This is a genomic window from Candidatus Poriferisocius sp., from assembly GCF_965214065.1.
Classification (GTDB): domain Bacteria; phylum Actinomycetota; class Acidimicrobiia; order Acidimicrobiales; family Bin134; genus Poriferisocius.
In genome coordinates this window covers 1,018,435-1,033,647 of record NZ_CBDCAT010000028.1, presented here as the reverse complement: position 1 = coordinate 1,033,647, position 15,213 = coordinate 1,018,435, and the positions used below count along the sequence as shown (strand labels likewise).

Annotated in this window: 11 protein-coding genes; 6 read left to right on the top strand and 5 right to left on the bottom strand. The window is 67.2% G+C overall.

Translation table 11 applies throughout. From position 1 onward, the window contains the following. Nucleotides 1-57 precede the first annotated feature (57 nt). The 6 genes from valS to ACOOGG_RS16155 all read left to right on the top strand — a co-directional run bounded on the left by valS (nucleotide 58) and on the right by ACOOGG_RS16155 (nucleotide 8,905). Complete coding sequence (gene valS / locus ACOOGG_RS16180) at nucleotides 58-2,601, top strand: valine--tRNA ligase (RefSeq protein WP_420436902.1); 2,544 nt, start codon at nucleotides 58-60, stop codon at nucleotides 2,599-2,601. 2 nt (nucleotides 2,602-2,603) lie between these two features. Then, on the top strand, nucleotides 2,604-3,338 hold the full coding sequence (modA, locus tag ACOOGG_RS16175; protein ID WP_420436900.1) for a molybdate ABC transporter substrate-binding protein: 735 nt from the start codon (nucleotides 2,604-2,606) through the stop codon (nucleotides 3,336-3,338). Beyond that, entirely contained in the window at nucleotides 3,311-4,189 is an 879-nt protein-coding gene (modB, locus tag ACOOGG_RS16170; protein ID WP_420436898.1) for a molybdate ABC transporter permease subunit, read from the top strand. Before modA ends, modB begins: the two co-directional genes overlap by 28 nt. After that, the gene (locus tag ACOOGG_RS16165) at nucleotides 4,186-5,226 is read left to right on the top strand and encodes a sulfate/molybdate ABC transporter ATP-binding protein (protein ID WP_420436896.1); all 1,041 of its coding nucleotides are present in this window, start codon (nucleotides 4,186-4,188) and stop codon (nucleotides 5,224-5,226) included. The genes modB and ACOOGG_RS16165 overlap by 4 nt, the downstream gene beginning before the upstream one ends. Before the next feature lie 173 nt (nucleotides 5,227-5,399). Then, on the top strand, nucleotides 5,400-7,817 hold the full coding sequence (locus ACOOGG_RS16160) for a ribonucleoside-diphosphate reductase subunit alpha (RefSeq protein ID WP_420436894.1): 2,418 nt from the start codon (nucleotides 5,400-5,402) through the stop codon (nucleotides 7,815-7,817). Then, on the top strand, nucleotides 7,817-8,905 hold the full coding sequence (locus ACOOGG_RS16155; protein WP_420436892.1) for a ribonucleotide-diphosphate reductase subunit beta: 1,089 nt from the start codon (nucleotides 7,817-7,819) through the stop codon (nucleotides 8,903-8,905). The genes ACOOGG_RS16160 and ACOOGG_RS16155 overlap by 1 nt, the downstream gene beginning before the upstream one ends. An 8-nt stretch (nucleotides 8,906-8,913) precedes the next feature. Here the strand turns inward: ACOOGG_RS16155 and dnaG are convergent, their stop codons facing one another. The 5 genes from dnaG to uppS form a co-directional block, all read right to left on the bottom strand. Then, nucleotides 8,914-10,782 carry a DNA primase gene (gene dnaG / locus ACOOGG_RS16150; RefSeq protein WP_420436890.1) on the bottom strand — a complete coding sequence of 623 codons (1,869 nt, stop codon included), beginning with the start codon at nucleotides 10,780-10,782 and terminating at the stop codon, nucleotides 8,914-8,916. Nucleotides 10,783-10,791: 9 nt separating this feature from the next. After that, on the bottom strand, nucleotides 10,792-12,306 hold the full coding sequence (locus ACOOGG_RS16145) for a putative PEP-binding protein (protein ID WP_420436888.1): 1,515 nt from the start codon (nucleotides 12,304-12,306) through the stop codon (nucleotides 10,792-10,794). Between the two features lie 10 nt (nucleotides 12,307-12,316). Continuing rightward, entirely contained in the window at nucleotides 12,317-13,654 is a 1,338-nt protein-coding gene (locus tag ACOOGG_RS16140; protein ID WP_420436886.1) for a glycine--tRNA ligase, read from the bottom strand. A 71-nt stretch (nucleotides 13,655-13,725) separates the two neighbouring features. After that, on the bottom strand, nucleotides 13,726-14,439 hold the full coding sequence (gene recO / locus ACOOGG_RS16135) for a DNA repair protein RecO (RefSeq protein WP_420436884.1): 714 nt from the start codon (nucleotides 14,437-14,439) through the stop codon (nucleotides 13,726-13,728). 50 nt (nucleotides 14,440-14,489) lie between these two features. Then, the gene (uppS, locus tag ACOOGG_RS16130) at nucleotides 14,490-15,212 is read right to left on the bottom strand and encodes a polyprenyl diphosphate synthase (RefSeq protein WP_420436882.1); all 723 of its coding nucleotides are present in this window, start codon (nucleotides 15,210-15,212) and stop codon (nucleotides 14,490-14,492) included. Between the last annotated feature and the right edge of the window lies 1 nt (nucleotide 15,213).

Below are 15,213 nucleotides of genomic sequence, written 5' to 3'. Positions count from 1 at the left end.
CCGGAAGGCGGCAACGACTGCAACCCGCCACTGCGACGCCAGTACGATGACCAGGCGATGACCGCTCCCCGCAACGTCCCCGAGAAGCCTGCGCTCGAGGGCCTCGAAGCCAAGTGGGACGAAATCTGGGAAGCCGACGGAACGTACCGCTTCGACCGCACCGCCACCCGCGACCAGGTCTATTCGATCGACACCCCGCCCCCCACCGTCAGCGGCTCCCTGCATGTGGGCCACATCTTCAGCTACACCCACACCGACACCTTGGCCCGGTATCACCGGATGCGAGGCAAGCACGTTTACTACCCCATGGGCTGGGACGACAACGGCCTGCCCACCGAGCGCCGGGTGCAGAACTACTTCGGCGTCCGCTGCGACCCCTCCCTCCCTTACGACCCCGACTTCAAACCCCCCGACAAGCCCGGCAAAGACCAGCTCCCCATCTCTCGGCGCAACTTCGTGGAGCTGTGCGTTCAGCTGACCGCCACCGATGAGCAGGCCTTCGAGGAGCTGTGGCGCCGTCTCGGGCTTTCCATCGACTGGAGTCTCACCTACGCCACCATCGACGAGCGCAGCCGACGGGCCTCCCAGCGGGCCTTCCTCCGCAACCTGGCCCGGGGCGAGGCCTACCAGCAAGAGGCCCCCAGCCTGTGGGACGTGACCTTCCGCACCGCGGTGGCCCAGGCCGAGCTAGAGGACCGGGAGCGCCCCGGCGCCTATCACCGCCTGGCCTTCCACCTTCCCGACGGTGCCGACCTGCCCATCGACACCACCCGCCCCGAGCTGCTGGCCGCCTGCGTGGCGGTGGTGGCCCACCCCGACGACCAGCGCTACCAACCGCTGTTCGGCCAAACCATCACCACGCCGCTGTTCAAGGCGGCGGTGCCCATGGTGGCCCACACCCTGGCCGATCCCGAAAAGGGCACTGGGGCGGCCATGATCTGCACCTTCGGCGACACCACCGATGTGACCTGGTGGCGGGAGCTGAACCTACCGGTGCGGGCCATCGTCGACCGGGGAGGCCGCATCGTGGCCGACGCGCCCGAGGGGATCGACCCCGCCCCCTACACCGAAATCGCCGGGCGAACCATCCACGGCGCCCAGCAGCGCACGATCGAGCTGCTCAAGGAGTCGGGCGAGCTGATCGGCGAGCCCCGGCCCATCACCCACCCGGTGAAGTTCTTCGAGAAGGGCCAGCGCCCTCTGGAGATCGTCACCTCCCGCCAGTGGTACATCCGCAACGGCGGGCGCGACCAGGCCCTGCGCGACGCCCTGATCGACAGGGGCCGGGAGCTCAACTGGGTGCCCGAGCACATGAGGGTCCGCTACGAGAACTGGGTCGGCGGCCTCAACGGCGACTGGCTCATCAGCCGCCAGCGCTTCTTCGGCGTACCCTTCCCCATCTGGTACCCGCTCGGCCCCGACAGCCAGCCCGACTACGACCGCCCCATCGCCGCCGACGAGGCCGGCCTCCCGGTGGACCCCTCCTCAGAGGCACCCCCCGGCTACACCGAGGACCAGCGCGACCAGCCCGGCGGGTTCGCGGCCGACCCCGATGTGATGGACACCTGGGCCACCTCCTCGCTGAGCCCCCAGATCGCCTGCTACTGGGAGGACGACCCCGATCTGTTCGAGCGCACCTTCCCCATGGACCTGCGCCCCCAAGCCCACGAGATCATCCGCACCTGGCTGTTCGCCACCGTGACCCGGGCCCATTTCGAGCACGGCGGGCTGCCGTGGTCCACCGCGGCCATCTCGGGCTGGGTGCTCGACCCCGACCGCAAGAAGATGTCCAAGTCGAAGGGCAACGTTGTCACCCCCATGGACACCCTGGAGACCTTCGGCGCCGACGCCCTCCGCTACTGGGCGTCGTCGGGGCGGCCCGGAACCGACACCGCCTTCGAGGAGGGCCAGATGAAGGTGGGCCGCCGCCTGGCGGTGAAGATCCTCAACGCCAGCCGCTTCGTGCTCGGCCAAGAACCGGCCGCCGACGCCCAGCCCACCGAGACCCTCGATCGGGCATTGCTCTCCCGTCTGGCTGACTTGATCGACGACGCCACCGCCGCCTTCGACAAGGGCGACTACGCCCGAGCCCTGGAGAGCACCGAGACTTCGTTCTGGTCGTTCACCGACGACTACCTGGAGCTGGTGAAGAACCGGGCCTACGGCGGCCGGGGCGGCCCGGCGGGCACCTCGGCCCGCTACACCTTGGAAACGGCCCTTTCCGCCTACCTCAAGCTGTTCGCCCCGTTCTTGCCCTACGTGACCGAAGAGGTGTGGTCGTGGTGGCAACAGGGCTCGGTCCACCGATCCGGCTGGCCCGTCGGGGCCGAGCTGCGGGCCGCGGCCGGCGACGTGAACCCGCAGGCCGCGGCGGTGGCGGCCGACGCCCTGCGGGAGATCCGCCGCATCAAAAGCGACGCCAAGGTGCGCCTTGCCACCACGGTGACCACCGCCACCGTCACCGACACCGCCGAGCGGCTGGCCATATTGGCGCAGGTGGCCGACGATGTGGCCGACGCCGGGCGCTGCCGCGAGCTGCTCACCGCGGTGGGCCCGGAGCTGTCGGTCACCGCGGAGCTGGAAACCGAGACCGCGGCCTAGTCATGCGCCCATTGAGCCTCGGTGTTCTGGCCGGGGTTCTCGCCTGGTTGGTGACAGGATGCGGGGGTGGAGGCGAGAACACGGTGACCGTGTACGCGGCGGCGTCTCTGTCGGAGGCGTTCGAGGACTTGGCCGACGAGTACGAGGCCGCCAACCCCGATGTCGACGTGAGGCTCAACTTCGCGGGCAGCGCCCGGCTGGCCTCCCAGATCAGCGCCGGCGCCCGGGCCGACGTATTCGCGTCGGCCAACGGCGCCACCATGAACCGGGTTGCGGCCGAGGGGATCACCGTCGCGCCACCCGTAGTGTTCGCCCGCAACCGGCTGGCTTTGGTGGTGCCGGTGGACAACCCCGGCAACGTCGCTGAATTGACAGACCTGTCCGACGACAGCTTGGTATTGGCCGCGTGCGCACCCGAGGTGCCCTGCGGCGCCCTGGCCCGGGCCGTGTTGAACGACGCCGGGGTCGAAGCTGAGCCCGATACCGAGGAGACCAGCGTTCGGGCCGTGCTCACGAAAGTGACGCTCAGCGAGGCCGACGCCGGGCTGGTGTATGCCACCGACGTGGCGGCCGGCGGCGGAAAAGTGGCCTCAGTGCCCCTCGGTCCCCAGATCAGGTTCAACGACTATCCGGTGGCCGCGATCAGCGACCGGGCTGTGGCCGCCGATTTTGTGGATTTCCTGCTCGGCCCCAACGGCCAGGGCATCTTATGGCACCACGGATTCGATTCCCCGTGACCGACCGTCCCAGCGCCAAGAAACCGAACAACAGACCGCCGATCCCTGTTCTGGTGATGGCCCTCATCGCGGTGGGCGTTCTGGCGCTGCCCCTGGTGGGCTTGTTGCAGCGGACGCCGTGGTCTTCGCTGGGCACCACGCTGGGCGATACCGCCACATTGGAGGCCCTCCGGGTGTCGGTGGTGGTGTCGCTGGTGGCCACCGGAATATCGGTGGCTCTGGGACTGCCCTTGGCCTGGGTGCTAGCCCGCCAGTCGTTCCGAGCACGGGCGCTGGTGCGGGCCATGGTGCTCTTGCCCATGGTGCTGCCTCCGGTGGTGGGCGGCATTGCCCTGTTCTTCGCCCTCGGTCGCCGAGGGCTAGTCGGCCGGGCGCTGCAAAGCTGGTTCGGCGTTGACACCCTCATCGGCACCACCGCAGGCGCGGTAATCGCCGCGGCCTTCGTGTCGATGCCGTTCTTCGTCATCACCGCCGAGGCCGGGCTCCGCCAGCTCGACCCCCGGCTGGAGTCGGCCGCCTCCACCCTGGGCGCCGGGCGCTGGACGGTGCTGCGCCGCATCACGCTGCCGCTTCTGGCCCCGTCGCTGGCCGCGGGCGCCACCCTGGCGTGGGGCAGGGCCCTGGGCGAATTCGGGGCCACCATCACCTTCGCCGGCAACCACCCGGGCCGCACCCGCACCCTGCCGCTGGCCATCGCCCAGGCCAACGAGGCCGGCCAGCCCGATGCGGCCATCGCCATGTCGGTGCTGCTCATCGGGGTCTCGCTGCTGGTGCTCATCGGCCTGCGCCATCGCTGGATCGCCCCCCGACAGTCCCAAACGCCGGGCTCGCAGGAGACTTCGCCGCCATGAGCATCCAAGCCGACTTCCACGCGGCCGCCGGGGACTTCTCCATCCACGCGGCGTTCGAGGTGCCGACGGGAAGCTGCACCGCCGTCGTCGGGCCCAACGGGGCGGGCAAGACCACCCTGGCCCATGCACTCGCCGGGCTGATCCCGATAGAACAAGGCTCAATTGTGCTGGCCGGCCAGGTGGTGGACGATCCCGCAAAAAAGATCTGTGTGCCCCCCGACCGCCGTCCCATCGCCCTGCACAGCCAGCACAACCTGCTGTTTCCCCACCTCAGCGTGGTGGAAAACGTGGCCTTCGGCCCCCGCTGCTCGGGCCTGGGCACCCGCTCGGCCCGCCGGCGGGCCGAAGAGTGGCTCCACCGGGTCGGGCTGGCCGAGTTGGCCGAGCTTCGCCCCGCCCAGCTTTCCGGCGGTCAGGCCCAGCGGGTGGCTCTGGCCCGGGCCGCAGCATGCGAGCCCGCCGTGCTCTTGCTCGACGAGTCCCTGGCCTCCCTCGACGCCGAGACCCGCACCGCCGTGCGCCACCTGCTGGCCGAAATAGCTGCCACCCGGGTGCTGATCACCCACGACCCCGTGGAGGCCCGGGTCCTGGCTGACCAGCTTCTGGTGGTGGAGGACGGCGAGGTCGCGCAGTCGGGCACCCCCGAGGAGGTGACCGCCGACCCCCGAACACCGTGGACCGCCGGGCTCTTGGACATGAACCTGCTGACCGGCCGCGCCGCCGGCACCAGAGTCGCCCTCGACTGCGGGCTCAGCCTCACTTCGGCCACGGCCATGACGGGTCCGGCCCTGGTCACCTTCTCCCCTGCGGCGATCACCTTGTCGGCCACCCAGCCCCACACCAGCGCTCGCAATACATGGGAGGCCGAGGTGGCCCGTATACAGCCCGAGGGCGACCGGGTGCGGGTGTTGTTGGGGGAACCGGCACCCTGCCATGTGTGGGTCACACCCCAGGCTGTCGGCGAACTCGGCCTGGGCGCCGGGTCGCGGTGCTGGGCCGCTCTCAAGGCCACCGAGCTGACCGTTCGGGAGGCTTGATCCGAGAGCGCGGACGCGCGCGCCGAAGAGCCTTCTGGAGCGCATCGAGAAATTACTTTGGCGCGAAATCCCTGTTCATGGCGTCGCGCCAAAAAGCTCATTGATGAAGTTTCCCCTTTGTAATTACACTTTGAAGACTTCGCGCTGGCAAGCCTCATCCGCAGGGGGGACAGATGACACTCATACAGGAGCCACTGGCCGCAGTGGCCACCAATGGGGCAGATGCCGACCAAAATGGGGCCAGCGCAACCGGGATGCGGGTCCGCAAGCGCAACGGCGAGTTGGAGCCCGTGGACGTCAACAAGATCGTAAACGCGGTAGCCCGCTGCACCGAGGGTTTGGTGGGGGTCGATCCGATGCGGGTGGCCACCCGCACCATTTCTGCGCTGGCCGACGGCGCCACCACCCGAGAGCTCGACGAGCTTTCCATCCGCACAGCGGCCGGGCTCATCGTCACTGAGCCCAACTACTCCAAACTGGCCGCCCGGCTGCTGTCAACCTGCATAGACAAAGAGGTCCGCAACCAGAACATCCCCTGGTTCACTGAGTCGATCAAAACCGGTCACAGCCTGGGCCTCATCAGCGCTGAAACCGCCGACTTCGCCGAGAAGCACGCCCCCGCTCTGAACGCCTCCATCAGTTCGCTGCGCGACCGGAACTTCGAGTTCTTCGGCCTGCGCACGGTGTACGACCGCTACCTGCTGCGCCATCCCGACACCCGCCAGGTGATCGAGACCCCCCAGTACTTCTTTCTGCGGGTGGCCTGCGGCCTGTCGGCCGACGCCGATGAGGCCATCGCCTTCTACGATCTGATGAGCTCTCTGGCCTACCTCCCGTCGAGCCCGACGCTGTTCAACTCCGGCACCGCCCACCCGCAGATGTCATCGTGCTACCTGCTCGACTCCCCCACCGACAGCCTGGAGGGCATCTATGAGCGCTACACCGACATTGCCCGGCTGTCCAAGTTCGCCGGCGGCATCGGCGTTGCCTGGCACCGCATCCGCTCCAAGGGCTCTCTGATCCGGGGCACCAACGGCCTGTCCAACGGCATCGTTCCCTGGCTGAAGACCCTGGACAGCTCGGTGGCCGCGGTCAACCAGGGCGGCAAGCGCAAAGGCGCAGCCTGCGTATATCTGGAGACCTGGCACGCCGACATCGAGGACTTCCTGGAGCTGAAGGAGAACACCGGCGACCACAACCGGCGGGCCCACAATCTGAACCTGGCCAACTGGGTGCCCGATCTGTTCATGGAGCGGGTGGAAAAGGACTGGCAATGGTCGCTGTTCGACCCCAAGAAGGTCCCCCACTTCACCGACCTCTACGGCGACGAGTTCCGGGAGGCCTACGAGGAGGCTGAGCGCGAGAAGCTGTATGAGGTCCAGCTCCCCGCCCGCCAGCTCTACAGCCGCATGATGAGGAGTCTGGCCCAGACCGGCAACGGCTGGATGACGTTCAAGGACGCATCCAACCTTCGCTGCAACCAAACTGGCCAAAAAGGCCGCACCGTTCACCTTTCCAACCTGTGCACCGAGATAATCGAGGTCACCAGCGCCGATGAAACCGCGGTGTGCAATCTGGGATCGGTGAACCTGGGGGCATTCGTCGACACCGACACCGGCAAGATGGACTTCGATCGACTCGGCGGGGTGGTCCGCAGCGTGGTGCCGTTCTTGGACCGGGTGATCGACATCAACTTCTACCCCACCCCCGAGGCGGCCAACTCCAACGCCAAGTGGCGCCCGGTGGGGCTGGGCCTGATGGGGCTCCAAGATGTGTTCTTCCACCTGGCCCTGCCGTTCGACAGCGACGAGGCCCGCCAGTTGTCAGCCCGTATCTCCGAGGAGATCTACTTCAACGCCCTGTGGGCCTCCACCGAGCTGGCCGAAAAGCACGGTCCTCATCCGGCGTTCCCCGAGACCCGAGCGGCCGCCGGCCAACTCCAGTTCGACCTGTGGGGCAAGGAGTCCTCCGACCCGGCCCGGTGGCAGACGCTGCGGGACCGTATCGCCGAGCACGGCCTGCGCAACTCCCTGCTCATCGCCATTGCCCCTACCGCCACCATCGCCTCAATCGCCGGCTGCTACGAGTGCATCGAGCCACAGGTGTCCAACCTGTTCAAGCGGGAGACCCTCTCCGGGGAGTTCTTGCAGATCAATCGCTACCTGGTGAAAGACCTCCAGGAGCTGGGTCTGTGGGACGACCAGATGATCGCCGAGGTGAAGCGGTCCGAGGGCTCGGTGGCCGACATCGAACACATCCCCGACGGCCTAAAAGCGATCTACCGCACCGCGTGGGAGCTCCCCCAACGGTCGCTCATCGACATGGCCGCTGAACGGGGGGCCTTCATAGACCAATCGCAGTCGCTGAACCTGTTCATGGAGTCGCCCACCATCGGCAAGCTCAGTTCCATGTATCTGCACGCTTGGAAGGCCGGTCTGAAGACCACCTACTACCTGAGGTCCCGTCCGGCTACGCGAATCAACCAGACCACTAGTGGAGTTCCCGATGTCGCGAGTTCCGCCCCGGTTGCCGACGCCGATGCGGTGGCCTGCTCCCTGGAGAACCCCGAGACCTGTGAGGCATGCGACTGATGGCTCTGGCAGAAACACCCTTCCTCGAAGAAGAACTGGCCCTCAGCCCGGCACCGCAACCGGTGTCTGCGGCCGCACCGGCCAAAGGACGCATCCTCGATCCCGGCTTCAAGCTGACGCTGCGCCCCATGCGCTATCCGCAGTTCTACGACATGTACCGCGACGCCATCAAGAACACCTGGACGGTGGACGAGATCGACTTCTCCGACGACTTGGTCGACCTGGAGCGCACCCTTTTGCCCGCGGAGAAGCACTTGGTGAGCCGGCTGGTCGCGTTCTTCGCCACCGGGGACTCCATCGTGGCCAACAACCTGGTGCTCAACCTATACGGCCACATCAACTCCCCCGAAGCTCGGATGTACCTGTCCCGACAGCTTTACGAGGAGGCGCTCCACGTTCAGTTCTATCTGACCTTGTTGGACAACTACATCCCCGACCTCGCCGAGCGGGAGGCCGCCTTCGCCGCCATCGACAACATCCCCTCCATCCGCCAAAAGGCCGAATTCTGCTTCCGATGGATGAACTCGATGGACGACATCGAGGAGTGCGACACCCCCCAGCAGCGGCGGCGGTTCCTGTTGAACCTGATCTGCTTCGCCACCTGCATCGAGGGACTGTTCTTCTTCGCCGCGTTCGCCTACGTGTATTTCCTGCGGTCCAAGGGGTTGTTGAACGGGCTGGCCGCCGGCACCAACTGGGTGTTCCGCGACGAGAGCTGTCACATGAACTTCGCCCTGGAGGTGGTCAATACCGTTCGGTCCGAGGAGCCCGAGCTGTTCGACGCCGAGCTCAGCGAGCAGGTCACCACCATGATCCGCGAGGCGGTGGACTGCGAGTATCAGTTCGCCGAGGACCTGCTGGGCCAGGGCGTACCCGGCATGTCGGTGGGCGACACCCGCCGATACCTGGAGTTCGTGGCCGACCAGCGACTGACCCAGCTCGGGTTGCCCAAGCAGTTCGGCTCCAAGAACCCGTTCTCGTTCATGGAGCTCCAAGACGTGCAGGAGCTCACCAACTTCTTCGAGCGCACCGTGGCCTCCTACCAGGTGGGCGTCGAGGGCGATGTCGCCTTCGACGAGGACTTCTAGCCCCCCGCCTATACCCCCGGTCGCAGCAACTCCAGCAGGGCGCGGGCTTGGCCGGATTCCCATTCCGACTCCCGAAGCTTGTCCGCCGCCGTCTTGAGGCTTGCCACTCGGCGGAGCAGGTTGTCGTCGGCTGCCCCGGTGCGGGCCTGGCGCTCGAGATAGGTCAGCTCCCGCTGGGCCGACTCGTAGAGCAGGATGGCCATTACCACCTCTTGACGGTGGGAACTCCCTAACAACCCCTCGTCTTGTTCCACCAGCAATTCCCGCATCAGGGCAGCAAGACCTGCATCGGCCTCGGCCAGCAGAGCATCCATCTCCGGGTACTCCAGCAGGGCTTCGAACCCGCCCCGGTAGAGGGGATAATCGAACATCTCGGGGACGATTTCAGGCCACACCGCACTCGGCTCATTGGCCGCCAACCACAGCACCTGGCGCTCCACGTTGTTGGGCGGGGGACCGTCGGAGCCGCCGCCATCATCAAGAGCCGGTGAGCCCCCGGGGTCTGCGCTTGTCCCGAAGCCCGCGTCGGCCGGATGCGGCGCAGCATCGGGCGCGGGGCGGGGCCTTTGCACCGGGCCGCGGCGGCGGGCATCGGCTACCACCTTGCGCAGGTGGCCGGCGCTGACCGAGCAGCGGTCGGCGATCTCCACCAGGTACTTGTCCCGGATTTCGGCGTTGGGGTGTTCGGCCACCAGCCGAGCGGCCCTCTCCCCTGCCCTCACCTGGCCTTTGACCGTCGACAGGTCGGCCTCACCCACCACCCGGTTGATGCGGAAGTCCATGAAGTCCACCGCTTCTGCCACCGCGGCGGCCAGGCGACCGGGATCGCTTTGGGCCAGGTCGCCGGGGTCGGCGCCGGGGGGCAAGTCGGCCACCGCCACCTCCAGTTCGAAGGCATGCTCCCACTGGGAGAATCGCTCGGCTGCGGTCTGCCCGGCGGAATCGGCATCGAAGGCCAACACAATGCGGGGAGCGTACCGGCGCAGCACCCGCACATGGTCCTCGGTCAGGGCAGTGCCGCAGGTGGCCACTGCCCGGGTGATACCGGCCTGGGCGAAGCCGATCACGTCGGTGTATCCCTCGCACACGATCACCTCGCCGGCGTTCACGATGTCCTTTTTGGCCCAGTTGAGCCCGTACAGCACCCGGGACTTGCGGTAGACGGCGTTGTCCACCGAGTTCTTGTACTTGGGCCCTTCCTCGCCGGGCAGTACCCGCCCGCCGAACCCCACCGGCTTGTCACTGGGATCGAATATGGGGAACAGGAGCCGGGCCCGGAAGCTGTCCTGGATTCGCCCGCCCTTGTTGCGGAACCCCAGGCCGGCGTCTGAGAACACCTGGGCAGACATTCCCTGGTCCGTGCCTACCCCAAGGTCTTTGGCCAGGGCGTCCCAGTCATCGGGGGCCCATCCCAGCTTGTACTGGCGCACCACGTCGCCGTCGTAACCCCTTTGGCGCAGATAGCCCCGGGCTCGACCCGCGTCGGGCGCGGTCAACAACCGCTGGTGATACCACTCCACCGCCTTTTCCAAAGCTTCAGCGAGTTTGCCCCGCTTCTGTCGGTCGGCCCCTTCGCCGGGAGCGGTGTAGCGCAACGTGATCCCTGAGCGGCCGGCCAGGCGCTCCACCGCCTCGGGGAAGTCGGCGTGCTCCAGTTCCCGCAAGAAGGTGATGGCGTCGCCGCTGGCCTTGCACCCGAAGCAGTGGTACACGCCCATCTCGGCATTCACCGAAAACGACGGAGTCTTCTCGGCATGGAACGGGCAAAGACCCTGCCAGCGGCGTCCGACCCGCTTCAGCTGCACGTACTCGCCGATGACCGCGACGATGTCCGTCGCCTCTCTCACCCGGGCCACGTCTTCGTCGTGGATGCCCACGGTGTGAGACTACGCCGAACCGATGACAGCTTGGGCTGCCGCCAGTCGGGCGACGGGCACCCGATGAGGGGAACAGGACACATAGTCCACCCCCGCGAGGGCCCAGAAGGCGATCGACGCCGGGTCGCCGCCGTGCTCGCCGCACACCCCGATCTCGATGCCGGGTCGGGCGGCGTGGGCCCCCGATACTGCATCAGCCACCAACCGGCCCACCCCAGTCTCGTCGAGGGTCTCGAACGGGTTGGCCGCCAGAAGGCCGTGCTCGATGTAGGGGCGCATGATCCTGGACTCGATGTCGTCGCGGCTGAACCCGAAGGTCATCTGGGTCAAGTCATTGGTGCCCACCGACAAGAAGTCGGCCGAGCCCGCGATCTCGGCCGCGGCCAACGCTGAGCGGGGGGTCTCGATCATGGCCCCAACAGGAATGGACCGGCCCCCCAGTCGGCTCTCGTATCCGGCAAGCTCGTCGGTTACCGCTTCTCTCACATGGGCCAGCTCGGGCCCGCCCACCACCAGCGGCACCATGATCTGCATCCGGGGATCGCCCCCGGCGGCCACCCGGCGGGCGGCGGCCTCGGCCGCCGCGGCAGCCTGGGCCCGATACAACTCGGGGCGCAGAACTCCCAGCCGGGCGCCCCGCACCCCGAGCATGGGATTCTCCTCGGCCAGCTCCGGGTGGTCGGGCAAGAACTCGTGCAGGGGCGGGTCAAGCAGTCTGACGATGACCGGCAGTCCGTCCATGACTTCCAACAGCTCGACAAGATCGTTCACCTGGACTTCGACCAAGGCGTCCAACGACGCCCTTCCGCCGTCGGTGATGGCCCGCTGGATGAGCGGCAGCCGCCCCCCCAGGAACATGTGCTCGGTGCGGCACAGCCCCACTCCGGCTGCTCCGAACTGCCGGGCCAGCCGGGCGGAGAAGGCGTCGTCGGCGTTGGCCCGAACCACCAGCCTCCCACCCCGGAGCTCGTCGGCCCACCTCAGCAACGTGAACATCTCGTCGGGGATCTCCACCTCTCCCAACTCGGAGGCCCCCAGCATGATCGTGCCCGCTGAGCCGTCCACAGTGATGGGATCGCCGTCGCGCAGCTCCACGTCGCCCAGCCGGGCCGCCCCGGCCGCTACGTCCATCGCCAGGGTCTCCACCCCCACCACCGCGGGAATGCCCCAGCCCCGAGCGATCACCGCTGCGTGGCTGGCCATGCCTCCTTTGGCGGTGACGATGGCCGCCGCTGCCGACATGGCCACCTCGTCGGCGGGCGTGGTGAATGGCCGCACGAAAATGGAGGGAATGCCCTCGTCGTCGGCGTCTAGCACCGCGTCCACCGACAGGCACACCCGCCCAGACGCCGCTCCCGGCGAGGCGGCCACCCCGTGGGCGGCCACCGGCGCCGACGGACCGTCGGTCATCTGGGCGTGGAGAAGGTGTTCCACGTCGTCGGGTGCAACCCCTAACACCGCGTCGGTGCGGTCCAGCTCACCGCGCTCGGCGGCCTGCACCGCGGCTATGACCGGGCTGGTCACCCCGTCCGCCTCACAGTCCGAGTTTGGCGTCCAGGTGCTCGACCAAGTTGTCGATGGCCACCCGGTCTTGTTCCATGGTGTCGCGGTCGCGCACGGTGACGGCCCGGTCGTCCAGGGTGTCGAAGTCCACGGTCACGCAATACGGGGTGCCGATCTCGTCTTGGCGGCGATAGCGGCGGCCAATGGACTGGGTGACGTCGTAGTCGGTCATCCACTGGGGCTGGACCAGGCCCAGCACTTCCTCGGAAACCGCCTGGAGCTCGGGCTTTTTCGACAGGGGCAGCACCGCTACCTTGTAGGGGGCCAGTCGGGGGTGGAGCCGCAAAACCGTGCGGGTCTCACCCCGCACCTCCTCGGTGTCGTAGGCGGCCAGAAGAAACGCCATCATCGTTCGGGTGGCCCCCGCGGCCGGCTCGATCACGTGGGGCGTGTAGCGCTCGTCGGCCTGCTGGTCGTAGTAGTCCAAGTCGACGCCGGAGTGCTTTGCGTGCTGGGTGAGGTCGTAGTCGGTGCGGTTGGCAATGCCCTCCAGCTCGCCCCACCCCCAGGGGAACAGGTATTCCACATCGGCGGTGCCGGCCGAATAGTGGCTGAGCTCGTCGGTGTCGTGGGGCCGCAGTCGCAGCTTGTCAGCGGGTATTCCGAGGCCGGTGTACCAGTCCATCCGGGCACCGCACCAGTACTCGAACCACGTACCGGCCTCGTCGGGGGGCACGAAGAACTCCATCTCCATCTGCTCGAATTCCCGGGTGCGGAAGATGAAGTTGCCCGGGGTGATCTCGTTGCGGAACGACTTGCCGATCTGGGCGATGCCGAACGGCGGCTTGTGGCGCGCTGTGTTCAAAACGTTGGCGAAGTTGATGAACATGCCCTGGGCGGTCTCGGGCCGCAGGTACACGTCGGCCCCGGCGCCCGCCACCGGGCCGGCCTGAGTGCGGAACATCAGATTGAACTCCCGAGCCTCGGTGAACTGGCCCTTTGCGCCGCAGCTTGGGCACACATCGGGGTCTTCCAGCTGATCCTCGCGGTGGCGAGTGCCGCAGTTGCGGCAGTCCACCAGGGGGTCGGTGAAGTTGGTCAGGTGGCCCGATGCCTCCCACACCTCAGGGGGCGACAGAATGGAGGCGTCCAGGCCGACCACATCGGTGCGGAGCTGCACCATGGTCCGCCACCAGGCATCCTTCACGTTGCGCAACAGCAGCACGCCCAGCGGGCCGTAGTCATACGCGCTGCGAAACCCGCCGTAAATCTCCGCCGACTGGTACACGAACCCCCGCCGCTTGCAGAGGTTCACCACGTTGTCCATAACATCGTCGCCCGCGCCCTTAACGACATCGCCGCTGCTCATGACCCGCAGGCTACCGGCCCCCGATGACAGGACCGACACCGAAAACGGCTCGCCTCGGTGCTTCAGAGTTCTCAGATATACGCGCTGGCGGCGCGGAGGCGGCGTTCTAGGTGGTATTCCATGGCGGTGGTGGCTAGGTGCTCCACTTCGCCGGTGGCGGGCGATGGTGGTTCGGCCAGTGCGGCGCTGAGGCTGCCGCCCAGAATCATCCGGATCAGGTCCAGGGCATCGGGCGACAGCGGGGAACCCCGGCGGCAGCTGCGGCACAGCACGCCGCCGCTGGCGTAATCGAAGGACACCAGATCATCGGTGGCTCCGCACGATGCGCACACCCCAACCTCGGGGCCCACCCCGTCGTGGGCCAGGAGCTTGAGGTAGAAGGCGGGCACCACCAGCGCGGAGTCGCCCGCGTCCAGGGCTCGCAACCCGCCGAGCAGCATCCGGTACAGCGCGCCGTCGGGCTCCCGGTCGACTCCCACCCGGTCGACCGCCTCCAGCATGGCCATGGCCTTGCCCAACCGGTCCAAGTCCTCCCGCACCGCCCGAAACTGGTCCACCGACTCGGTCTGGGTAACGATGTCGAGTTCGCTTCGCCCCCGGTGGAGCTGGAGCTGCACGTGGCTGGTTGGCTCCAGCCTGCCACCGAACCGGCTGCGGGTCTTGCGGACCCCCTTGGCCACCGCCCGCACCTTGCCGTGCCCCCGGGTGCAAAGCACCACGATCCGGTCGGCCTCGCCCAACTTGTGAGTGCGAAGCACGATTCCCTGGTCCCGGTAGAGGCTCACCGCAACAAGCCTCCCACTCCCGGATCCCGGCAGAGGCTCATTGGGCCTCTTTATCTGACCCGGCCGAAACGGCGGTGGCGGTGCTGGTACTCGGCGATAGCAGCAAACAGGTCGTGGCGCGTGAAGTCGGGCCACAAGACGTCGGTGAACACCAGCTCGGAGTAAGCCAGCTCCCAGAGCAAGAAGTTGGAGATGCGGTACTCCCCGGAAGTGCGGATGATGAGATCGGGCTCGGGCATTTCCAGGTCATAAAGATGGCGGGCGATGGTCCGCTCGTTGATCATGCGGGCCGGGATCCGCTGGGCGGCAATCTGTCGTACCGCGTCCACGATCTCAGCCCGGCCGCCGTAGTTGAAAGCCACCACCAGCGTCATCCGCTCGTTGTATTGGGTGAGCTCGATAGCCTCGTCCATCTCTTTGATCAGGCCCTTTGGCACCCGCCAATCGCGGCGGCCCACAAAGCGGATCCGCACCCCCATCTCGTTCAGTTCGTCGCAGCGCCGCCGCAAGATAGTGCGGTTGAAGTTCAGCAAGAAGCGAACCTCGTCGTCGGGGCGGTTCCAATTCTCAGTGGAGAAGGCATACACCGTGAGCCACTCGATTCCCAGCTCCAGCGCACCCTCGATCACATCGAACAGGGCGTGCTCGCCTTGCTCGTGACCTTCGGTGCGGGCCATTCCCCGATGCTCGGCCCAGCGCCCGTTTCCATCCATAACACACCCGACGTGGCGGGGAATGCGATCCTGGTCAAGGCAATGGTCGGACAGGCCCACA